Source organism: Nocardia sp. NPDC047654, from assembly GCF_043205035.1.
Taxonomy (GTDB): Bacteria; Actinomycetota; Actinomycetes; order Mycobacteriales; family Mycobacteriaceae; genus Nocardia.
Genome location: NZ_JBIDDF010000023.1, coordinates 50,758 through 71,371 on the forward strand (window position 1 = coordinate 50,758; position 20,614 = coordinate 71,371).

The following is a 20,614-nucleotide window of genomic DNA, read 5'->3' on the forward strand; positions in this document are numbered from 1 at the left end:
GGAAGGAGCCCGGATGTACCTGCTGGCCGATACCGAAACAGCCGTGCCGTGTTCGATCGCGGACGCGTTCGTCTACGTCACTGACCTGGAGAACTTTGCGCGATGGTTCCCCGGCGTCGAGTCGGTCACCGCCGCCGACGAGCTACCTGCCGGAGTGGTCGGGAAGCGCTATCTCGAGACAGTCACACTGCCGATAGGTTGCAGATTGACGATCCCACTGCGCGTGCGTGAGGCCTGTGCGCCGGTGCGGCTGGTCACCGAAGGAAGGCTTGCACTGCTTCTTCCCCGCATGGAAATCGACCTCAGCCCCGTCGATGCCGAGCATTGCGTGATCCGGTGGCGGATGTACAGCCGTGTCGGCACCCGGCTGCTGCGGTGGACCCTGCTGCCTGTCGCTGCCATCACCATGCGACGGCGGGCGCAGGTCGGCCTGCGCAACCTCGCACAGCTGCTCGGTGCTGACCGAGGCGAGCCTCAGCGCGGCTGTTCGCTGTGAGGCGACGATCCGCTCGAGCGCGATCTTCGCCCCCCGACCCTCCTCGGAGCCGCCGCTGCAGTCGCCGCCCTTCGGGTGTGCGCGAGATCGCGCCGTGCGCGTACGGCTGTGGCTCCGACGACCGCGATCGATCGTCGAACCGTGTTCACCTCAGCCGGGCGATTGCGGCGACGGCAGGGTCATCCAGGTCGACGAGACTCGAGTACGGAAAGTTGGCGAGCCCCGCCCGGCCGACAATTGACGTCGTGCCGAACAGGCTTTCCGTGATCAGGACAAGCCAAGCGGTGAGCCACCGCGCTGAGCGCCACGGCGGTCAGCGCGAGGACACCCGTGAGCAAGGGTACGGTGATCCGCAGGTCATTCGGCCGGCGCGCTGTCCGGCGCAACCGAGGAGCGTATCGCGGCCACTTCGGCGCGCAGAGCTCTGATCTCGGCGACGAGTTCGGTGATCTCCCGGTCGGTATTCTCCACGTTCGCCTCGACACTCTTCAGCTGATCCATCACCCAGCTGGTGGTGGTGCCGATCGCGAAACTGATCAGGCCGATGCCCAAGGTCATCAGGATCAACGAGATCAAACGACCTTCGGTCGTCACCGGATACACATCGCCATAGCCGACGGTGGTCACCGACACCATCGACCACCACAGCGCGTCACCGAAATTGTGGATCTTGCTGTCGGCCGCCCCGTACTCGGCGTCGAAGAAGGCCAGACTGCACAGCAGCAGCAGGAGTATCGAACTGGCCCCGACGAACACCGCGAGCCTGGCTCTCGTCGTCGTGTTCCGGTTCAACGTGCCGATCACGAGCATGGCGGCCCGCAGCAGCCGCAGCGGGCGAAGCGGCGGCAGCGCCACGATCAACAGGTCGACCGGGTGGGTGCGCAGGAACCGCAACCGGTTCCCGGACAGCCACAACCGCACCGCGAAATCCAGCGCGAACGCCGCCCAGATCAGCATGTCGACCCGGGTGAGCCAGGCGTCGAGACGAGGTGAGGCCCCGGTGTCGAGCACCTGCCAGGCGTAGACGCCGAGGAACGCGACGGCCAGCACCATCAGTGGAATGCCGGTCGTCCGCTCCCAGGACTGTCTGCGGGTGAACTCGGAATGTGTTTCGGGCATCGAACTACCTGTGTCGCTCAGCTGCGGCGTCGGCGACACCGCGAGTTCGGCCGCTGGGGCTCACGAAAGAGACCGGCCGTTCCCCGCAGATTCTCACACGGAAATCGAAGGCGTCATGCCGATCCATGTCGCAGTCCGACGGGGCATTCCTGCCGCCGGCAGCCGCTGCTGTCGATGATGACGGCGTCTCAGCTGGTGACGGCGTCGTAGGCGGCCATCAGGATGCCGAGGGCCCGGGCATTGTCGTCGCTCCACAACACCTGGTTCATCACATAGGACACCGTCATCCGATGCTCCATATCGACAAGCACCAGGGATCCGCCCCACCCGCCCCACGAGCACGTGCGACCCTCGAGCCGGTAGCCGAGGCCCCATCGGATCGGCTGCGCCAGGATTCGGTCCTCGCCCCGGAACTGTTCGTCGAACACGCGCTCGCAACCGGTCCTGGACAGCAGGCGGACACCGCGGATGCCGCCGCCGCAGGCCAGGATCGACTGGATCGCGGCGACCGAGCGTGCGTTGCCGTGCCCGTTGATCGCCGGGATCTCCGCGCGCCGCCACGCGAGGGTGTTGGCGTCGGACACCCCGACCGGGAATCCCTCAGGGCGGTCCCCAGCGGGATCGGGGATGAGCGTGGCGACCCGATGGTCGTGCTCTGGTGCGAGCCCGATATGGAAATCCGCACCGAGCGGGGCGGCCACCTCCTCGGCGAGGAAGGCGCCCACGCTGCGTCCGGTCACCCGGGCAATGACCTGGCCGAGGAGGAAACCGTAGGTGATCGAGTGATATCCGGCCGCGGTGCCCGGCTCCCATTCCGGGGACTGCCCGGCCAGGCGAGCGGTGACGGTCGGCCAGGAATACAGGTCGGTGGCGGTGATCGGGTCGTGCCACACCGGCAGGCCCGCTGTGTGGCCGAGCAGGTGCCGCACCAGCACGTCCTGCTTGCCGCCCGCCGCGAACTCCGGCCAATATCCGGCGACCGGCGCGTTCAGATCGAGTTCGCCACGGTCGGCCAAGATGAGCGCGCACAACGCCACCATCGTCTTGGTCGTCGAAAAGACGTTGACGATGGTGTCCTCCTCCCACGCCGCACCGCGATCGGCGTCGACGTAGCCACCCCAGATGTCGACTACCGGTTCACCGTCGATGAACACCGCGGCCGACGCGCCGACGTCATCGACGTCCAGCGAGGCCGCGAGCGCCTCGGCGACACCGGCGAATCGCGCGTCGTATGAACCCCGCACCTCCGTAGTCACGTACGCACCCTAGACCGCACTTTCACAAGCGAACGAATGATTTTCACTCACCGCGACGGCCGCCAGCCGCGCGATCCGCGAGCGGACGGAGCTCACAGCGCGTCGCCGACGAAGTCTTTTCCACTGCGCTGAGCTGGGGAGTTCGATGAGAGGCTGAGGGCGCCGGTTAGAACAAGACTGTTTGTTCGTGAATTGTCTCGCATCCTGGCACGGTGATCCAGGGAAGGGAGATCCACCGATGGCAAATCCGTCGAACGCCGCTGTGCCACTGCATCTGGCCGGCGGGCCGGCGCACCGGTTCTGGTGATCCATGCGGTCAACCAGCTGGACGGCGGCGACGACCTCACCTGGATCCCCGCCTGCGCCGATCCCCGGGTGTGCCTGGTCGTGTCCACGACGCCGGGGCCCGTCTTCGACGCGCTCGATCCCTCCTGGCCGCGGCTGGCCGTCCAGCCGCTGGACACCGCCGAACGCCGGGCGCTGGTCGTGCGGTTCCTCGCCGCGCGCAGCAGCGAGCTGGACCGAGACCGGCTGAAGCGTATCGTCGCTGCGGAGCAGTCAGCAGTCCCGCTGTTCACTTGCAGCAAATGCTTGAAAGACACCCAGCTTGGGTCGCTTCGAAGTCGCTGGTACACCACTCTGCCGGACACAACCGTGGCTACGAACCACCGCACCGCACGGTAATGGAGCCATTACCGTGCGTTCAAGGGAGGTGGTGGATGCTCGGCTGAGTCGGACGGGACCCCTGCCGTCGTCATTCGTGAACATCTTCGAAGTGGTGTAGGTGGCCACACGCCACCAGAATTCGCGAACAACTGACGTCACAGTTCGGTTCTGGCCCACTTTCCGTGGTCAGGTCTGGGAGCTGTGGCCCCTGTACGAGTACCCCTGTCGCAGCCCCATGGTTGCGAGCGAAGGTCCGTACCACCCAGTCGATCCGAGCCAGGTCTCGGACAGTCGACCAACGAACGCCCAGCGGCACTACAGTGCGATGGCATGAGTGGGCCCGCCGCGTGGTTGGATCCTGTGGCGGCGGGCCGACTGTGTGGCTGGGTCACGGGCCAGCTCCTCGACGCCACCGGCGGGGCCCTGCTCTAGCAGCCGCGGCCGTTGGGTCGTGTCTCCCGATATTTCGAGCCATTCGACAACGCGGGCCAGGACGTACGTCCTGTCAGCAGGACTGCCGCCATCATCAATATGACGGTCGGGGTGGTGAAGCGCATACGTTTCATTCTGGCGTCCGGGGCGCCAGAAGTTTCCGCCCATGCATCGCACGACGACAGGTCAGGGCGCGGCGGCGGCTGGAGCCCCGGTCACCGCGCCTCGACGCGGCAGCAGGCGGGTGTCGACGACGACCTCGCGCCGCTGGGCGTGCCCGCTGTCGTGGTGGGTGCCGTGCTGCTCCGCCTCGGGCTTGTCGCATCGGGCTCGTTGAGCGGCTGGGTTCACGAGTACGGCCTGCTCTTGATCGCCGTCTATACGGGCTACATGGCGCCGCGCTGAGCGGCTGGGGCACGCACATGATCTAACAAACGGCGCACCGGCGTGCGAGGCCGCGAGTGACGCGCCAGGTCACCCGCACCGACGCCCTAGACCGTGCTGACCACCTCGTCGTAGTCCAGTCGCGGTGAACGCGGGAACCACGCGTCCGGGCCCGGCTTGCCGATATTGACCACGACGAGGCCGGTGTGGTCTCCGTCCGGGAAGAAGTCTTTGTCCAAGCCGGGGCCGTCGAAACCGTTCATCGGGCCCGCCGCCAAGCCGGCGGCTCGGATGCCGAGGATGAAGTAGCCGATCTGGATCAAGGTGTTGGCGCGCGCGGACTCGGCGCGTTGATCCGGATCGGCGAAGTACTCCTTGGCCTCGGGGGCGTGCGGGAACACCTTGGGCAGGTTCTCGTGGAAGTTCAGGTCGGCCGCCAGGATCGCCGACAGCGGCGCGGCGGCGGTCTTCGGCTTGTTGTTGTCGATCATGTGGGTGACCAGCCTGGCGCGAGCCTCGGCGCCGCGCACCAGAACGATCCGCAGCGGTTGCTGGTTCATCGATGTGGGGCCGTATTTGACCAGTTCGTAGATCTCGCGGATCTGTTCGTCGGTGACCGGCTCATCGGTGAAGGTGTTCGCCGTGCGGGCTTCCCGGAACAACAGGTCTTGGGCGTCGGCGGCGAGCGTGAGCAGGGCTGGCTGAACGGAATTCACGTGGGTTCTCCTCGAATAGTGGTCGGGAACAATCGAAATCAGTCGTGGGCGACACGCCGCGACCGGGTCAGCAACGCGCCGTCGACGTGGACAAGCACGTCGTGCACGACGCAGCTCGGCGCGATCTCCGGCTTGCTGTTCGGGCGGATCTTGACCACCAGGCAGTAGGCGGTGGACATGATGGTGCCGTCCTCCTGTGGTTGCAGGTTGATCATGTTGAACCAATGCCTGCGCTGCATCGGGTCGGTCTCGAAGCGCTTGTGGAACTCGACCAGGTCCGCGATGATGCCCGCCCTGGTCCGGGCGGGCGGGATGCCCGGCGTGTGCTCGAATTCCGCGTCCTCGGTGAAGGTCGCGGCGTAGCCGGGGATATCGCGGCTGTCCAGCCGCTGCATCTGCTCGGCGTAGAACTGCTGGACCTCGGCGTACAACTCGGTGCGGCTGGCGACGGTGGTCATGGTTGCTCCTGTGGGTGCGGCGGGGCTCGGCTGCACGCCACAGTGGTCGACGCCGCTAGAGCCTCGGTTGAGCCGCGATTCGCCACCGGCAGTTGACCGGATCTATAGGACGCCGGTCGACCCTGGTGAGCGAAAAGCCCGGCGAGTTCGGAAGAGATACCGATGGAGGAGTCATGGCGGAAAATCGGCGCGTCGCGCTGGTCACCGGAGCGACCAGCGGAATGGGCCTGGAGATCACCAAAAGCCTGGCGGCCCAGGGCATCGCGGTGTTCCTCTGCGCTCGCGACCAGCAGCGGGTGACCGATACGGTGAAAAGCCTGCAGGACGAGGGGCACGAGGTGGACGGCACCACCTGCGATGTCGCCGACGCCGCGCAGGTTCGCGAGTACGTCGACGCGGGCGTGCGGCGCTACGGCCCGATCGACATCCTGATCAACAACGCGGGCCGCAGCGGCGGCGGCGTCACCGCCCAGGTGACCGACGAACTGTGGTTCGACGTGATCAACACCAATCTCAACAGCGTGTTCCTGATGACCAAGGCGGTGCTGAACGCGGGCGGCATGCTCGAACGCGGCAGCGGGCGGATCGTCAACATCGCTTCCACGGGCGGCAAACAGGGCGTCGTGCACGGTGCCCCGTACTCCGCGTCCAAGCATGGGGTGGTCGGCTTCACCAAGGCGCTCGGGCTGGAACTGGCCAAGACCGGCATCACGGTCAACGCCGTATGCCCGGGGTTCGTGGAGACGCCGATGGCCGAGCGTGTGCGCGAGGTCTACTCCGGGCTGTGGGGTGTCGACACCGACGAGGTGCACGCCCGGGTCAGCGCGCGGGTGCCGATCGGTCGCTACGTGCAACCGTTCGAGGTCGCGGCGATGGTCGACTACCTGATCGGTCCGGGCGCCGGCGCGGTCACGGCACAGGCGCTGAACGTCTGTGGCGGTCTCGGTAATTACTGACAAGGAGCGACGGCAATGACCGCAGTGGACGAGAACACCGCCGATGCCCCGGCCACGGGGCACGAGGACTATATCCGGGTGCTGGAGGCGATCCAGACCGGCGCGTTGCAATTGCTCGCGGGTTTCCCGCAGCAGCCGAGCGCGCTGCGATTCCAGGTGGGGGAGGTGACCGTGGAGGCCGAATGGCAGGCGGCCGTGCAGGCCGTCCCCGCGGCGATCGCGGCGGCTACGGTGGAAACCGTTGCCGCCCCGGATGTTCCGGCGCTCGGCGCGGTCGTGCGCGCGCCCAGCGTCGGCGTGTTCTATCGGTGCCCCGAGCCGGGTGCGGATCCGTTCGTCGAGGTCGGCGACCGGGTCAGCGCCGGGCAGCAGATCGCCATCGTCGAGGCGATGAAGTTGATGATCCCGGTGACCGCCCAGGCGGGCGGGGTGATCACCGGGATACTCAAGGAAGACAACGAACCGGTTCAATTCGACGAGCCCTTGTTCTCGTATTCTCAAGAATGACAACGTGGTTCAGGCGGGCGGACCGCTGCGGCGCCAGGTGAGCACCCGCCGCTGCGTCCGCCCGCCGACCTGTGCGGAGCCGATCAGCGTGAGCACGTCGCCGTCCAGCGACATCTGCCGCACCTGCTCGGTCTGCGCCCACGCGGGGTTGGAGCAGACGCTGATCGCGTGCACCACCTCGGTGCCGGACCGCCGCCACGTGCCCGCGTAGCCCATGAACGGGTTCGCGCCGAGGGCACCGTCGGTGCGCATCATGCTCACCGACATGTAACCGTGCGCGCCGTAGATCAACAGTCCGCGCGGCGAATCGCCGAGTGGCCCTCGGCTGGTCGTGTCTTGCTCGTCGATGTCGTAGTAGGACACCAGTTCCCAGGTACCCACAAGATCGGTCGCGTTCATGGCACCGACGATGGCGGCAGTCGCTCTAATCACGCTGTAGCCGCGTGGCGGGCGAAGCCGTGACTGATCCGCACCAGCTGCCAGACGACGTCCAGCTCCGCCCGGTCGCGCGGCCCGTAGACCATCACCAGTGTCCCGGGCAGGTAGCCCTGCCGGGCCATCGGATGCGGTTCGGCCCAGCCCTGCCGGACCGCCTGCGCCACGACGTCTTTCGGCAGGCACATGTGCAGGCTGCCGTCGCCGTGCCCGTGCAGGTGGGCGAATTCGGTGCCCGCGAGGTACGCCTCGTCGGGCCCCTGGGCCATCGTCGGCCGCAGGTGCACGGCCCGGGTGTCGGGCAGGGATACTCCGCTGTGGCCGAGCAGCACGTCGTCGAGCGCACTCATCCGCGACCACAGTTCCTCTTGCAACTCGACAGGCGCGATCTGGCTGAGCTGTTGATGCGGATTGTGCTCGCGGGTGCTGGGCCGGTCGCCGCAGCGGCGCGGCAGGTCCAGGCGCCCGGCCGCCATTGACGTAGTCATGACTGTGCTCCCTTCGGATTTCGCGTATGTGCGAACCTGGGACACGTTACTTTCCAAAGTATAGTAGTAACCAAGGGGAAAGTGACTTACCGGGAGGACGTATGACCACCCCGCCTGAAACGCCCATCGACCCCTGCCCGATCACGCCGGTCATCGACCTGGTGTTCGGCCGCTGGTCCACCCAGGTCCTCTGGGTCCTCATCCACGACGGGAGGCTGCGCTTCACCGAATTGCAACAGCGGATTCCCGGCCTGACCCCCAAGGTCCTCACCCAGCGCCTGCGTCAGCTCGAACGCGACGGCCTGGTCGCGCGCACCTATCACCCCGAGGTCCCGCCGCGCGTCGAGTACGAGGCGACCCCGCTGGCCGGGACGCTGACTCCGGTGTTCGGCACCATTGTGGCCTGGTCCGGCGAACACCTCGGCGAGGTTCTCGCGGCGCGCGCCGCCTATGACGCCGCCGGGACTCCGGGCTGATCCCTCGGCTTCCGGCCGTCCCGGAGGGACGCCGAGCGCGGCTGCGCTACGGCGTCACCATCCGATCGGGATCGGCGCCGCGGCCGTTCCGCTCACCAGCCAAATATTCACGGCGCCGGCGCTGGGCGAGCGGAGAGCTCGAGCAGGCACCCGGCCAATTCGCGCGGCATCGTGATCATGCAGTCGTGCCCGGTGGGGAGCACGTGGAGGCGGTCGGGGGACAGGTCGGCGGGCGGCAAGGTGCGGGGCATGGCCGCGCGCATCGCCTTGAAGTCCTCGCCGCCTTCGCTGCAGTAGACGTGCGTCACCGGAATCGCCGCCAGCGCCTCCGGATCCGTCAAGGTCATCGGCTGCAGGAAGGACTTCAGCGATTGCGGTGTCTGCATGGCTGCCAGCCAGCCGATGTCGGGTTCCTCCGTGACCCCGTACAGTCCGCCGTCGCCTGCCGGTTCGGTTTGCGGCGGCACCCGCCAGCCGTCGCCGGTGGCGGCCGCCGCGGCGGCGAAGGCCTCGACCATGCCGGGCATGATGTCGGCCACCGCTTCGCCGTCGCGGGGCACGAAGGTATCGATGTAGACGAGTTCGGCGATGCGGTCCGGCACCGCGTCGGCCAGGGCGGTGACGACGATGGCGCCGTAACTGTGCCCGACCAGGACTACATCGGTCAGGTCCTCGGAGGTGACCAGATCGATCAGGTCCCGTACATGGGTGTCGAGGCCGACGTCCGCGCTGAGCAGGGCCGCGCGGTCGCCGAGACCGACCAGCGAAGGTGCAAGGACGCGGTGGCCCGCGCCTTCGAGCAGGGGGGTCACCCGCTGCCAGACCCATCCGCCGTGGAAGGCGCCGTGGATGAGCAAGTAGGTCGACACGATCAGTTCTCCCTGGGTTTCGTGAGGGCCGAGGTGGTTTCGGTCGAAGTGACGGCGGGCGGCACCGGCTCGGGGCGGACACCGAGGCCGATCACCCGGGCCACCAGCCGGGGCAGGCGCGGGAAACGGCGGAGCAGCCGGACCAGCAGCGGTTTGTCGGTTCCCGCCCGTCCCGCGCTGGGGTACAGGTCGGCCAGTAGGCGCAATTGCGCGAATTGCACCACGCGCATGGGGAATTGGCGGCGGCGCTGGATGGCGCGCAGCTGGGCCGTGGTCGGAGTCGCGCCCGTGGCGAGGATCGGCGCCAGCAGCCGGGCGGCCGCGATGGCGTCCTGCACGGCCAGATTGATCCCGACGCCGCCTGCCGGGGACATCGCGTGCGCCGCGTCCCCGATCGCCACCAGCCCCGGCCGGTACCAGCGGCGCAGCCGGTCCACCCGGACGTCGAGCGGCTTCACGTCGCCCCAATCCGAGATCTCCGCCTCCAGATGTGGGGCCAGCGCAGGATAGATGGCGGCCAGATCCGCGCGGAACCGCGCCAACCCCGCGGTCCGGATCGTCGCGAAGCCGCCCTTCGGGATCATGTACGCGACCTGAAGATAATCGCCGCGATCGATACAGACGATGAAGAACCCTTTCCCGCTGCGCACGGTGGGCAGACGACCGCCATCGGGTTTGCTCACCCGGAACCACAGCACGTCCATCGGCGCGGCGCTGGCGGCGACCTCGAGCAGACCCGACCTGCGCACGATCGAGTGCCGTCCGTCAGCGGCGATCACCAGGTCGGCGGTGATCCGCAGGAGTCCGTCCGGCGTCCTGGCGCGTGCTCCGACCACCGTGCCGTCGCGCTGGACCAGCTCGGTGACCTCCGCCTCCTGGACGAGGCGGAAGCCGGGGTAGCGGCCGGCGGCCTCGGCGAGGAAATTCAGCACGTCCCATTGCGGCATGAACGCCACGAACGGAAAAGGCCCGGGCAGGGCGCTGAAGTCCGCGAACACCACCGGCCCGGTGGCGGTCGCCATCGGCAGCTGGGGCAGCTCGACGTGCGGCAGCGCCAGGAACTCCTCGGCCAAGCCGAGTTCGTTCATCGCCAGCAGCGTCGAGGTGTGCACCGTGTCGCCGCGGAAATCCCGCAGGAAATCCGGATGCTTCTCCAGCACGAGCACGTCCACGCCGGAACGCGCCAGCAACAGTCCCGTCATCAGTCCGGCGGGGCCGCCGCCGATCACGCAGACCCGCACCGATGCGGTGCTCAGGCCAGGCATGCCGGCACCTGCCCGCCGTTGTAGAGCACCATCTCGTCGAAGATCGCCAGCACGTCCAATGGCTCGCCGAGCCGGCCGCCGCTCAGTTCCGCGTCCGCGCGATACAGGTTGCCGACCAACCGCTCCTGATCGACCAGTTCGGCGAACTCGCCGTGGTCGGCCTCCAGCGCGATGGCCAGCGGCGTCAGACCGAGCGCGCGTCCCTCCGCCGCCAGGTCCTGTACCCAGTGCAGGTACCGCAGCGTCTGGTCGAAGATCTCCGGCCCGGTGACCGGGCCGTGCCCGGCGACGACCGTCTCCGCGCCGAGCGCGGCCAGCCGCCGGACCGCCGTGATCGAACCGCTGACCGACCCCATCAGGCAGAACGGCGCCGCGCCCGCCATCACCAGGTCCCCGGCGAACAGCACGCGTTCCTCGGGCAGCCACGCCACTACGTCGTTGGTGGTGTGCGCGGCGGCCCCGAAGTGGATGAGCTCCACCCGGCGCTCGCCCTGGTGCAGGGTCAGGTGATAGCTGAACGTGATGCTCGGCAACGTGACCCGCACATCGCCCCACTCGACGTCCGGCCACAGCTTCGTCAGCGCCAGCCCGGTCTCGATCATCTCGGGCCGGATCCGGTCGTGGCCGACGACGACGGCGGTCGGCCCGAACAGGTGGTTGCCGAAGTTGTGGTCGCCGTGGTGATGGGTGTTCACGACGGTGCGCGCCGGGCCGGTGTCCAGCCCGTCTACGAACTCGACGAGGGCCCGGGTGCGCCCCTCCGTCGCCAGCGTGTCGATCACCACCGCGCCCTCCGGCCCGGTCAGCACCCCGGCGTTGCTGACACACCAGCCGCCCCGGCTGTGCGTGTAGGCGTAGACGCCGTCGGCGACCTCGTGCACAAGCGGTACGGCCGCCGTCTCGGTGGCTGTCATGTCGGCGACTTCGTCGTCGCGGCGTAGCGCTCCGCGCACCGCAGCGTGTTGCGGCTGTTGCTCGACAACGCCTCGGTGAGATACGCGCGGGCGTCGGCGAGATCGGTGGTCGCGCCAAGTATCTCGCGCGCGGCCGCCGGATTGATCGCCACCGTGTGCCGTGCTGTCACCATGGCGCCGTCCGGCCCGTCGGCGAATTCCCAGGCGCCGCTGTGGCCGAACAGTATCGCGGGCGGCACCAGTTGCTTGTAATCGATCCGTTCGCCGGGGAAGCACACCCGGATCGACTTGGTGGTGTGCGCGATCCCGCCGGCGGTCACCGTGTCCATCTCCATCAGCTGCACGCCCTCGGAGTCCTCGGTGAGATCGATGCGGCCGACGTGCGGCACCTGCTCGGGCCAGCGTTCGCTGTGGTAGACGAAGTCGTACGCCTCGGCGGCCGAGCACTCCAGCGGCACTGTGTCCTCGAATGTGTGGATCACCTCGTGCACCGGGTGGCCGAGTTCGGCGATGCGGGCCAGCGCCGCGAGCTCGGTCTCGCTGTTGCGGTCCACCGACGCGGCGACCTGCTCGGGTTCGACCCCGTCCACCACCGTGAAGTGGTGATCCAGCGTCACTTTCGTCGTGCCAGGGCCGATCTCGCGGCACGACCAACCGCCGCCCATCGAGGCGATCGGCGCCTGGCTGCGTTCCTGCTCGAAGGCGATGCGGCGCTGCCCGGCGTCCAGTACCCGCCGCGACGTCCAGTTCCGCACCGCGCCACCGACGGTCGCCCACAGCCGGAAGCGCTCCTCGTCCGGCCCGCGGTGCAGGTGGCGCACCAGCACACTCGGCTCGAAGATCACCGGCCACCTGGTCACGTCGGCGACCAGGTCGTAGACGACCTGGGGCGCGGCGTGCACCACCTTGGTGTGGCTCATCACGCTGGTGTTCATGCTCTGTCCTCCTCGGCTGGTGCGGACCTCGCGTGGTCACCCGCGCTGCCGCCCTCGGGCCTGACGCTCACGCCGCGCCCCGCAGCTGAGCGTTCACGATGTCGACCAGCTCTTGCGGCGTTTTGACCTCGATGAGCTGCTCCTCCGGGATCGTGACGCCGAAGTCGCGCTGAATCCGCGCCGCGGTCTCGATGAGCGCGAGCGAGTCGTAGCCCAGCTCCTCGAATTCCGCGGCGGCGATGTCGCCGTCGAGTTCGGCGAGGTCCTCGCCGCCCGCGCAGTCCACGAGAATCCGGCGTAGTTCGGTGATGGTCATGGTCATGATTCGCTCCCTGGGAGTACTCGGTCGGATACGGCGCGCACGACGACCGCGGAGTTGAAACCCCAGCGCCCGCGGGCCAGGACGAGCGCACCGCCGACGGTGGCGGTGCGCGGGGCGCCGAGGACCAGATCGATCCGGTAGTTCTCGGCGAGCGTGGTGGTGTGAGCGGTCGGCGGGATGACCGAGTCGCGCATCGCCAGCAGCGCTGTCACGATGTCGAGCGGACCCGCACCGGAGAACAGGCGTCCGGTCAGCGGTTTCGACGCGGTGACCGGAACGCCGCCGGGCCCGAACATCGCCTCGATGGCGGCGGCCTCGTCGCGATCGCGCTCGGGTATGCCGGAGGCGTCGGCGAACACCACATCGATGTCACCGGGCGTCATCCCGGCGTCGGCCAGCGCGAGCTCGGCGGCGCGGCGCAGACCCGACGGGCGCCCCGAGCCCGGTGGCGGGTCGAAAGTGGAAGCGTATCCGGCGATTTCGCCGTGCACCTTCGGCACACCACGGGCCCGCGCCGCGGCGGCGTCCTCGACTACCAGCATCGCGCCGCCCTCACCGGGCACGTATCCGGCGGCGGCGGCGTCGAACGGCAGATAGGCGCGTTCGGGGTCGGTCGCGGTGCTCACCGCGCCGCTGGACACGTGCGAGGCCCAGCCCCACGGGTCCAGCGCCGAATCGACGCCACCGGTGACCACCAGCGGCGTCCCGCGTCCGACGGTGCGGCGCGCATGCCCGATCGCGTCCAGTCCGCCGGCCTGCTCGGCGACCAAGGCGCTGCTCGGCCCGCGCATGCCGTGCCGGATGGAGATCTGGCCGGTGTTCACCGCGTAGAACCACGCGAAGGACTCGTACACGCTGACGTGCTCGGAGCCGAGCGACCACAGCTTGTTGAACTCCCGATGCGTGAATTCGAAGCCGCCGGAGGCGTTCCCGGTCACCACGCCCATGTCGTAATCGGTCATCGTCGTGGTGTCGACCTTCGCGTCGTCCAGCGCCCACTGCGCGGCGACCAGCGCCATCCGGGTCGAGATGTCGGTCTGCGGCAGCAACCGGCTCGGCAGGTGTTCACCCGCGTCGAAATCGGTCACCTGGCCGGCCAGCCGCGCCGCCGAGCGGCTGGTGTCGAACCGGGCGAGCGGCGCGATGCCCCCGCGTCCGGCCAGCACGGCATCCCAGAAACGCTCCACGCCGAGTCCGTTCGGCGCGAGCACGCCCATTCCGGTCACCAGCATCATGCCGCCACCGCCTCCGGCTTGCGCAGCACCATCGCGCTCTGGAATCCGCCGAACCCGCTGCCCACGGTGAGCACCGTGTCCATCCGGTGGTCCCGGGCGACCAGGGGAACGTAGTCCAGATCGCACTCCGGGTCGGGCTCGTGCAGGTTCGCCGTCGGCGGCACCACCTGGTATTCCAGCGCCAGCAGCGAGGCGGCGATCTCGACCGATCCGATCGCGCCGAGCGAGTGCCCGACCATGGACTTGATCGAGCTCATCGGCGTGGCGTAGGCGTGTGCGCCGAGACTGCGCTTCACCGCTGCGGTCTCGTGCCGGTCGTTCTGCCTGGTACCCGAACCGTGCGCGTTGATGTAGTCCACGCCGGTCGGGTCGATCCTGGATTCGTCGAGCGCGACCCGGATCGCCTCGGCCATCTCGCGACCGTCCGCCTTGAGACCCGTCATGTGATAGGCGTTACAGCGAGTCGCGTACCCGGATATCTCGGCGTAGATGTGCGCGCCGCGCTTGCGTGCGCTCTCGTATTCCTCCAGCACGAACATCGCGGCGCCCTCGGCGAGGACGAACCCGTTGCGCGAATTGTCGAACGGCCGGGAGGCCACTTCCGCCGCGTCGTTGCGCGGTGTGGTCGCCTTGATCGCGTCGAAGCAGGCCACCACGATCGGTGTGATGGGGGTGTCCGACGCGCCCGCCACCATGACGTCGGCCGAGCCCTCCCGGATCAGCTGCACCGCGTGCCCGACCGAGTCCAGTCCCGACGTGCACCCGTTGGAGACCATCGCCACGGGCCCCTCCGCCCCCACGCTCCAGGCCACCTCCGCGGGCATCACGCTCGGAATCATGTAGTCGAACATGTGCGGGGACAGATACATCTCGTCGACCAGCCAGTTCTTGCCGGAGTCCGACAGCACCAGGTACTCCCGCTCCAGGCTGGTGGCCGCGGCGACCGCACTGCCGAGGCTCACGCCGAGCCGGTGCGGATCGAGCGCAGCGAAGTCGAGCCCGCTGTCGGCCACCGCCTCCCGCGCGCACACCACGGCGAACTGCACCGCACGGTCCATGCGCCGAATCTCCCTGGGCGACAAACCTTCCCGCTCCGGGTCGAAGTCCGCTTCGCCGGCCACCTGGGACCGGTACGGTGAGGGGTCGAAGAACGAGATCCGGCGCGTCGCGGTACGGCCCTCCGACAGCAGCTTCCAGAACTCGTCCTTGCCCGACCCGCCGGGCGCGCGGACCCCGAGCCCGGTGACGACAACGCGGCGGCTCATCGCGCACCACCGGATGCATTGGTGTTCATGGCGATTCTCCCTTCGATGGTGTGACCGAGCATCGAGGACGGCCCTCGAACATCGCTCGAGCGAACGAATCGAGTTGTTCTCGAGCGGCGGGGTGCACGCTGTCGTTGTGATCGCCCCGGCCGGCGCTGCCCGGATCGATCACCCGTTCCCCGAGCAAGGAGACACGCGTGATGAAGTCAGCACACAGCAGGCAGGGCGCCGCCGCGGACTGGGTGCTCTGCCCGGCATGCCTGATCCCGCTGTACGGCAAACGGTTCGCCCGCGACCTGGGTGTCTGCGGCGAATGCGGCAGGCACACGCCGATCACCGCCGAACAGCGCGTCGGACAGCTCGCCGACGAGGGACGCTTCGAGCCGCTGCCGGTCGCCGCCACCGACGACGACCCGCTGACCTTCACCGACACCAAGTCCTACCCGGACCGGCTGGCCGCCGCTCGTGCCCGCACGGGCATGCCCGACGCGGTGCTGTGCGCGCTGGCCGCGATCGAAGGCAGGCCGGTGGTGATCGCCGCCATGGACTTCCGCTTCCTGGGGGGCAGTCTCGGTATCGCGGTGGGCGAGATGATCACCGCTGCCGCCGAAACGGCGCTGGCCCGCCGTATCCCGCTGATCATCGTCACCGCGTCGGGCGGCGCCCGGATGCAGGAGGGGCCGCTGGCGCTGATGCAGATGGCCAAGACCAGCGCGGCGCTGGAGCAGCTGGACCGAGCGGGCATCCTCACCGTCAGCGTGATCACCGACCCCACCTACGGCGGCGTCGCCGCCTCCTTCGCCACCCTCTCCGACGTGCTGATCGCCGAGCCGGGCGCGCGTCTCGGGTTCGCCGGGCGCCGGGTGATCGAGCAGACCATCCGGCAGGAATTGCCGCCGAGGTTCCAGACCGCCGAATTCCTGCTGGAACGCGGGTTGATCGACATGATCGTGCCGCGCGCAAACCTGCGCCAGGCGCTCGGCGCGCTGCTGCGGGCCGCGAGCCCGGTCGATCCGGCCGAGACCCGCATCCCCGTGGACGCGGGAGCGATCACCGATCCCGCCCGCGTCCCCGCGACCGAGCCCTGGACGCAGGTACGCCGCGCACGGTCCACACAGCGCCCGACCGCGCTCGACTACTTCGCACTCGCTTTCGACGACTTCCGCGAGTTGCGCGGTGACCGGATCTCGGGCGACTGCGCCGCGGTGGTGGGTGGAACGGCATGGCTGGCCGGGCGACCGGTGATGGTGATCGGCCACCAGAAGGGACACGATCCGAAGGAGCTGATGGAGCGCAACTTCGGCATGCCGACCCCGGCCGGTTATCGCAAGGCGGCACGGCTCATGCGGCTGGCCGAGAAGCTCGGGCTGCCCGTCATCACCTTGATCGACACGCCCGGCGCGTACCCGGGCGCGACCGCTGAGGAGCAGGGGCAGGCGATCGTCATCGCGGAGAACATCCGTTTGATGTCCGCACTGCGGGTACCGGTGATCAGTGTGGTGATCGGCGAGGGCGGCAGCGGCGGGGCTTTGGCGCTCGGCGTGGCCAACCGGGTGCTGATCTTCGCGAACGGGACCTACTCGGTGATCAGCCCGGAGGGTTGCGCGGCGATCGTATGGAACGACCCTGCGGCCGCGCCCCGGGCCGCGGCCGCGCTGGCGCTCACCGCCCGTGACCTCCTGCGCCTCGGGGTGGTCGACGCGGTCCTGCCCGAACCGGGTGACGACGTGGGCGCGGCTCCCGTGGCCGCGGCCGAGCAGTTGCACCGCGCCCTGGCCGCGACCCTCGGCGAGCTGGCCGGGCGCAGCGGTGCGGAGCTGGCCGACGAGCGCCGCGCCCGCTTCCGGCGGTTCGGTGCGCGGCAGCAGGTCCTGGTCCGGTCGGTCGCGTAGGAGTGGCGCCATGTTCGAGAAGATCCTGATCGCCAACCGCGGCGAGATCGCGCTGCGCGTCGCGCGTACCTGCCGTGAGCTCGGCGTGCGCACGGTGGCGGTGCACTCGGTCGCCGATGCCGAATCGGCGGTGGTGCGTTTCGCCGACGAGGCGGTGCAGATCGGCCCGTCCGCGGCCAAGCGCAGCTATCTGAACGCCGCGGCGATCCTCGCCGCCGCCGAGCTCACCGGTGCCGACGCGATCCATCCCGGGTACGGATTCCTCTCGGAGTCACCGGATTTCGCCGACGCTTGCCGCGCTGCAGGCATCACACTGATCGGGCCGCCCGCCGACGTGATGGCCCAGCTCGGTGACAAGCAGTCGGCGCGCACGCTGATGGCGAAGGCGGGGCTGCCGCTACTGCCGGGCAGCCTCGATCCGCTCGAACTCGACGAGGCGCACGCACTCGCGGATTCGATCGGCTTCCCGGTGATCATCAAGGCGGCGGCGGGCGGAGGTGGGCGCGGCATGCAGGTGGTGCACGAGAGCGCGGCGTTCCCGCCTGCCTATCAGGAGACCAGGGCGACGGCGCGAATGTTGTTCGGCGACAGCCGGGTATATCTGGAGAAGTATCTCGCCGCGGCGAGGCACGTCGAGATCCAGGTGCTGTGTGACGGCCACGGCAACGGCGTGCACCTGGGGGAACGCGACTGCTCGGTGCAGCGCAGGCATCAGAAATTGATCGAGGAATCGCCGGCTGCGCTGCTGCCGGAAGGTCTTGCCGATCGAATGGGCAGATCCGCCGTGAACGGTGTGTTGGAGGCCGGTTATACCGGTGCTGGAACGGTGGAATTCCTGGTCGATCAGGAGGGTAATCACTATTTCATGGAGGTGAACTGCCGTATTCAGGTCGAACATCCGGTAACCGAAATGGTGACAGGCATAGATCTGGTCGCCGAACAGATTCGTGTCGCGGCAGGGCAACCCCTCGGCATCGTGCAGGAAGATATCATCCTGCGGGGCGCGGCGATCGAATGCCGGATCAATGCCGAAGACCCTGCCGCCGAATTCGCGCCCGCCCCGGGAGTCCTGGCGGAATTCATGCCGCCCGGAGGTCCCTTCGTCCGCGTGGACACCCATGCGCACGCCGGTTATTCGATACCCCCGCACTACGATTCGCTGCTGGCCAAGCTGGTGGTGTGGGCGCCGGACCGTGACCGGGCGCTGGCCCGCATGCGACGGGCGCTGGAGGAATTCCGGATCTCCGGCACCCGCGTCGCGACCACCCGGGACTTCCTGCGCGAGGTGCTCGACCACCCGGCGATGCGCGCCGCGACGCACACCACCGGTTTGGTGGACGAACTCCTCGGGCGGGGATGAGCGCGCCGGACGTTCGCCCGGCCCGGCGCGGCTCACGGCCGGGCTTCGCGCACGGCGAGCGGCGTCAAGCCGTCTCGGCGGGGGTGCGGGACTCGGGGGAGTGCCAGCCGATCAGATAACCGGCGTGACGGCTGTTGAGCATCGCGCTCACCGAGACGTCGGAGGCGGCCAGGATGTCCTGGTGCAGCTTCTGCAGCTTCTGGCACGGATCCAACCCCAGCTCACCCTGCATGGACCTGCTGAAATCCTGATAGGCGGCCAGGGCGCGGGCGCGCTGGCCCGAGCGGCACAGGGCGAACATGTAGTAGGCCTGGAGACGCTCGTGTAGCGGATGCTGCATGGCCAGCCGCGCCAGATCGGGACACACCTCGCGATGCCTGCCCAGCCGCAACTCCGCCTCGACGCGCAGCTCGATGTTGGTCAGCCGCAGATGGTCCAGATGCGATATCTCGGCGGCGAGGGGGATACCGGCCTCCACATCCACCAGCGCCGGGCCGCTCCACAGTGCCTCCGCCGCGCTGAACAGATCCACCGCCCGCTGGTCGTCGCCGGTCTTGACGGCGCATCGGGCGGCTCCGGACATGGACTGGTAGTCGCGCAGATCGAACACGCAGTCCTTGACGTCGAAGGAATAGCCCTTGCTGCACGTACGGAGAAAACGTTCGGCCACCTCTGCCTGCCCCACCCCGAGCTGCGCCGCCATCTTCTTGCGAATTCCGAGCACATAGGTCTGCACGACGGTCACCGCGCTGCGCGGCGGATCGTCGTTCCACAATTCTTCGATCAAGGTCGTCACCGGAACAACGGTGTCGTGCCGGATCAAGAGCAATGCCAGCAACTGCCGCTGCTTCTGTGCAGTCGGTGTCGCGTTGTGATTATTGATAGCAAGAGTCAATGGACCTAGCACGCGAGCGCAAACTGGATACTTCACTGGGAACTCTCCTACGGGCGACTATTTCCCCCGGCCGACGTGAGATTCTCGATTCCCACCGCTTTGTAGGCTCCGTCAACAGTAGCGAGAAATCCGTATCGACGCCATGAATCCTGAGTAATATCGGAGTTAACTAATGGCGCTGCCGTGACGAATTTTCCTTTGTCGCAAGGAGATTCGCCCGTTATTTGCGCCCGACTCGGTTGTGGCGAGTTCGGCGCGTGCTCGCCCGGCGCGCAAGGCGGGGTGACCTCGGCGAGGCAGCCGCCGTCGACCCGGGCGGCGCGCGCCCCGCCGCGTCGACGGCCGTCGGGCCTGACGATCCCGTGCGGATGGCGCGGCACGATGCTGCCGGTCAGCCGCCCGCGGCACCGCTCTGTCTCCGAGTGCGTTGCCACTGCTCGATCGCCTGGCCGATGTCGGTGGTGGCGGGCTCGTGGTAGAGCCACTCCCGCGCGAGGCGATGCCAATTGTTGGTGACGTGGAGTTGGCCGAGCGCGGCGAAGGTGAACAGGTCCGCGCGGCGGGAGAAGACGTGCTCGGCCGGGAGTAGTTGGTGGCGCATACCTTTGAACTCGGCGGCTCGCGGGTCGATGGCGAGGATGACCGCGCCGGTGGCGACCTCGGGTGTGACGGTGATCGGTTCGTCGAGCAGATGCCATCCCGCGGCGGCCCACACATAATCCAGGCATTCCTGTGTGGTGACTCCCGCGTCCGGGTCGATGATGCCGCGTCCGACCCAGGCGTCGTACAGGTCTCGTGCGCGGTGTTCACCGGCGGCCCGCAGACACGCGCGCTCGAAGTCCACGTGCACGGGGTCCATGTGGTCGTAGAGCCCGAAATCGACGAACGCCAGCCGGCCGTCGGCGGCGAGCAGGATGTTGCCCGGATGCGGGTCGCCGCAGAACTCGTTGTCGCGGAACAGCGCACTGATGTAGAAGCGGTAGATCAACTCGCCGATGCGATCGCGTTCGGCGGCGGGCAGTGATCGAATCCGCTGGAAGTCACCGCCTTCGACGTACTCGGAGACGAGAACGCTTCGCGTGCAGTGCTCTTCGATGCTGTCGGGCACGGTGATGAAGGGGTGGTCGCGGTAGCGCATCGCTACCCGGTGCTGGGTCCGGGCCTCGCGGGGGTAGTCGAGTTCGTTGCCGATGTTACGGGCGATCTCGTCCAGCACGGCGGTGTCGGCGGCGCTCGGCAGGACGGTTTTCCACAGCTTGCCGAGCACTTCCCG

22 protein-coding genes and 1 pseudogene are annotated in these 20,614 nt (G+C 68.4%); 8 read left to right on the forward strand and 15 right to left on the reverse strand.

Annotation, left to right across the window (positions count from 1 at the left end):
* The first annotated feature begins 13 nt into the window (after window positions 1–13).
* A complete protein-coding gene (locus ACGF7Y_RS33830) occupies window positions 14–496 on the forward strand; it encodes an SRPBCC family protein (RefSeq protein ID WP_393241220.1) in 483 nt (160 codons plus the stop codon).
* Between the two features lie 357 nt (window positions 497–853).
* On the opposite strand, the gene ACGF7Y_RS33835 is transcribed toward ACGF7Y_RS33830, so the two are convergent.
* Together ACGF7Y_RS33835 and ACGF7Y_RS33840 are read right to left on the reverse strand one after the other, a co-directional pair.
* Window positions 854–1,615: a potassium channel family protein gene (locus tag ACGF7Y_RS33835; RefSeq protein ID WP_393241223.1), complete on the reverse strand. Its 762-nt coding sequence runs from the start codon at window positions 1,613–1,615 to the stop codon at window positions 854–856.
* Window positions 1,616–1,803: 188 nt separating this feature from the next.
* On the reverse strand, window positions 1,804–2,871 hold the full coding sequence (locus ACGF7Y_RS33840) for a serine hydrolase domain-containing protein (protein WP_393241226.1): 1,068 nt from the start codon (window positions 2,869–2,871) through the stop codon (window positions 1,804–1,806).
* A 303-nt stretch (window positions 2,872–3,174) separates the two neighbouring features.
* Here ACGF7Y_RS33840 and ACGF7Y_RS33845 point away from each other — a divergent pair, with 303 nt between their 5' ends.
* Together ACGF7Y_RS33845 and ACGF7Y_RS33850 are read left to right on the forward strand one after the other, a co-directional pair.
* Window positions 3,175–3,555 (forward strand): hypothetical protein, encoded by a 381-nt coding sequence (locus tag ACGF7Y_RS33845; RefSeq protein ID WP_393241229.1) that lies wholly within the window; start codon window positions 3,175–3,177, stop codon window positions 3,553–3,555.
* A gap of 513 nt (window positions 3,556–4,068) precedes the next feature.
* On the forward strand, window positions 4,069–4,374 hold the full coding sequence (locus tag ACGF7Y_RS33850; protein ID WP_393241231.1) for a hypothetical protein: 306 nt from the start codon (window positions 4,069–4,071) through the stop codon (window positions 4,372–4,374).
* Between the two features lie 86 nt (window positions 4,375–4,460).
* On the opposite strand, the gene ACGF7Y_RS33855 is transcribed toward ACGF7Y_RS33850, so the two are convergent.
* Both ACGF7Y_RS33855 and ACGF7Y_RS33860 read right to left on the reverse strand, forming a co-directional pair.
* Complete coding sequence (locus ACGF7Y_RS33855; RefSeq protein ID WP_324197551.1) at window positions 4,461–5,069, reverse strand: malonic semialdehyde reductase; 609 nt, start codon at window positions 5,067–5,069, stop codon at window positions 4,461–4,463.
* Between the two features lie 38 nt (window positions 5,070–5,107).
* On the reverse strand, window positions 5,108–5,527 hold the full coding sequence (locus ACGF7Y_RS33860; RefSeq protein WP_393241234.1) for a nuclear transport factor 2 family protein: 420 nt from the start codon (window positions 5,525–5,527) through the stop codon (window positions 5,108–5,110).
* 173 nt (window positions 5,528–5,700) lie between these two features.
* Between ACGF7Y_RS33860 and ACGF7Y_RS33865 the strand changes: the two genes are divergently transcribed.
* On the forward strand, window positions 5,701–6,483 hold the full coding sequence (locus ACGF7Y_RS33865; protein ID WP_393241237.1) for an SDR family NAD(P)-dependent oxidoreductase: 783 nt from the start codon (window positions 5,701–5,703) through the stop codon (window positions 6,481–6,483).
* Between the two features lie 15 nt (window positions 6,484–6,498).
* Complete coding sequence (locus ACGF7Y_RS33870; protein ID WP_393241240.1) at window positions 6,499–6,990, forward strand: acetyl-CoA carboxylase biotin carboxyl carrier protein; 492 nt, start codon at window positions 6,499–6,501, stop codon at window positions 6,988–6,990.
* A gap of 9 nt (window positions 6,991–6,999) precedes the next feature.
* On the opposite strand, the gene ACGF7Y_RS33875 is transcribed toward ACGF7Y_RS33870, so the two are convergent.
* Together ACGF7Y_RS33875 and ACGF7Y_RS33880 are read right to left on the reverse strand one after the other, a co-directional pair.
* A complete protein-coding gene (locus ACGF7Y_RS33875) occupies window positions 7,000–7,389 on the reverse strand; it encodes a lipocalin-like domain-containing protein (RefSeq protein WP_393241243.1) in 390 nt (129 codons plus the stop codon).
* Window positions 7,390–7,418: 29 nt separating this feature from the next.
* Window positions 7,419–7,913: a luciferase family protein gene (locus ACGF7Y_RS33880; protein WP_393241246.1), complete on the reverse strand. Its 495-nt coding sequence runs from the start codon at window positions 7,911–7,913 to the stop codon at window positions 7,419–7,421.
* Window positions 7,914–8,014: 101 nt separating this feature from the next.
* On the opposite strand from ACGF7Y_RS33880, the gene ACGF7Y_RS33885 reads away from it, so the two are divergent.
* Window positions 8,015–8,389 carry a winged helix-turn-helix transcriptional regulator gene (locus ACGF7Y_RS33885; RefSeq protein ID WP_393241249.1) on the forward strand — a complete coding sequence of 125 codons (375 nt, stop codon included), beginning with the start codon at window positions 8,015–8,017 and terminating at the stop codon, window positions 8,387–8,389.
* 107 nt (window positions 8,390–8,496) lie between these two features.
* Here ACGF7Y_RS33885 and ACGF7Y_RS33890 read toward each other — a convergent pair whose 3' ends face one another.
* From ACGF7Y_RS33890 to ACGF7Y_RS33920, 7 genes are all read right to left on the reverse strand, one after another.
* Window positions 8,497–9,258: an alpha/beta fold hydrolase gene (locus ACGF7Y_RS33890; protein WP_393241252.1), complete on the reverse strand. Its 762-nt coding sequence runs from the start codon at window positions 9,256–9,258 to the stop codon at window positions 8,497–8,499.
* Between the two features lie 2 nt (window positions 9,259–9,260).
* Window positions 9,261–10,523 carry an FAD-dependent oxidoreductase gene (locus tag ACGF7Y_RS33895; protein ID WP_393241254.1) on the reverse strand — a complete coding sequence of 421 codons (1,263 nt, stop codon included), beginning with the start codon at window positions 10,521–10,523 and terminating at the stop codon, window positions 9,261–9,263.
* Window positions 10,511–11,437: an MBL fold metallo-hydrolase gene (locus ACGF7Y_RS33900; protein ID WP_393241257.1), complete on the reverse strand. Its 927-nt coding sequence runs from the start codon at window positions 11,435–11,437 to the stop codon at window positions 10,511–10,513. The genes ACGF7Y_RS33895 and ACGF7Y_RS33900 overlap by 13 nt, the downstream gene beginning before the upstream one ends.
* The gene (locus tag ACGF7Y_RS33905; RefSeq protein WP_393241260.1) at window positions 11,434–12,372 is read right to left on the reverse strand and encodes an aromatase/cyclase; all 939 of its coding nucleotides are present in this window, start codon (window positions 12,370–12,372) and stop codon (window positions 11,434–11,436) included. The genes ACGF7Y_RS33900 and ACGF7Y_RS33905 overlap by 4 nt, the downstream gene beginning before the upstream one ends.
* A gap of 67 nt (window positions 12,373–12,439) precedes the next feature.
* The gene (locus tag ACGF7Y_RS33910; protein ID WP_220135886.1) at window positions 12,440–12,694 is read right to left on the reverse strand and encodes an acyl carrier protein; all 255 of its coding nucleotides are present in this window, start codon (window positions 12,692–12,694) and stop codon (window positions 12,440–12,442) included.
* Window positions 12,691–13,929 carry a ketosynthase chain-length factor gene (locus ACGF7Y_RS33915; RefSeq protein WP_393241263.1) on the reverse strand — a complete coding sequence of 413 codons (1,239 nt, stop codon included), beginning with the start codon at window positions 13,927–13,929 and terminating at the stop codon, window positions 12,691–12,693. The genes ACGF7Y_RS33910 and ACGF7Y_RS33915 overlap by 4 nt, the downstream gene beginning before the upstream one ends.
* Window positions 13,926–15,194, reverse strand: coding sequence for a beta-ketoacyl-[acyl-carrier-protein] synthase family protein (locus ACGF7Y_RS33920; protein WP_393241266.1), 1,269 nt, complete (start codon window positions 15,192–15,194; stop codon window positions 13,926–13,928). Before ACGF7Y_RS33920 ends, ACGF7Y_RS33915 begins: the two co-directional genes overlap by 4 nt.
* Before the next feature lie 200 nt (window positions 15,195–15,394).
* Here ACGF7Y_RS33920 and accA point away from each other — a divergent pair, with 200 nt between their 5' ends.
* Both accA and ACGF7Y_RS33930 read left to right on the forward strand, forming a co-directional pair.
* Entirely contained in the window at window positions 15,395–17,086 is a 1,692-nt protein-coding gene (gene accA, locus ACGF7Y_RS33925) for an acetyl-CoA carboxylase carboxyl transferase subunit alpha (RefSeq protein ID WP_393241269.1), read from the forward strand.
* Window positions 17,087–17,096: 10 nt separating this feature from the next.
* On the forward strand, window positions 17,097–18,446 hold the full coding sequence (locus ACGF7Y_RS33930) for an acetyl/propionyl/methylcrotonyl-CoA carboxylase subunit alpha (protein WP_393241272.1): 1,350 nt from the start codon (window positions 17,097–17,099) through the stop codon (window positions 18,444–18,446).
* A 64-nt stretch (window positions 18,447–18,510) separates the two neighbouring features.
* Here ACGF7Y_RS33930 and ACGF7Y_RS33935 read toward each other — a convergent pair whose 3' ends face one another.
* Window positions 18,511–19,377 (reverse strand): BTAD domain-containing putative transcriptional regulator, encoded by an 867-nt coding sequence (locus ACGF7Y_RS33935; protein ID WP_393241275.1) that lies wholly within the window; start codon window positions 19,375–19,377, stop codon window positions 18,511–18,513.
* A 355-nt stretch (window positions 19,378–19,732) separates the two neighbouring features.
* Window positions 19,733–20,599, reverse strand: a pseudogene (locus tag ACGF7Y_RS33940) (AarF/UbiB family protein); the annotation flags it as partial.
* Window positions 20,600–20,614: the final 15 nt, after the last annotated feature.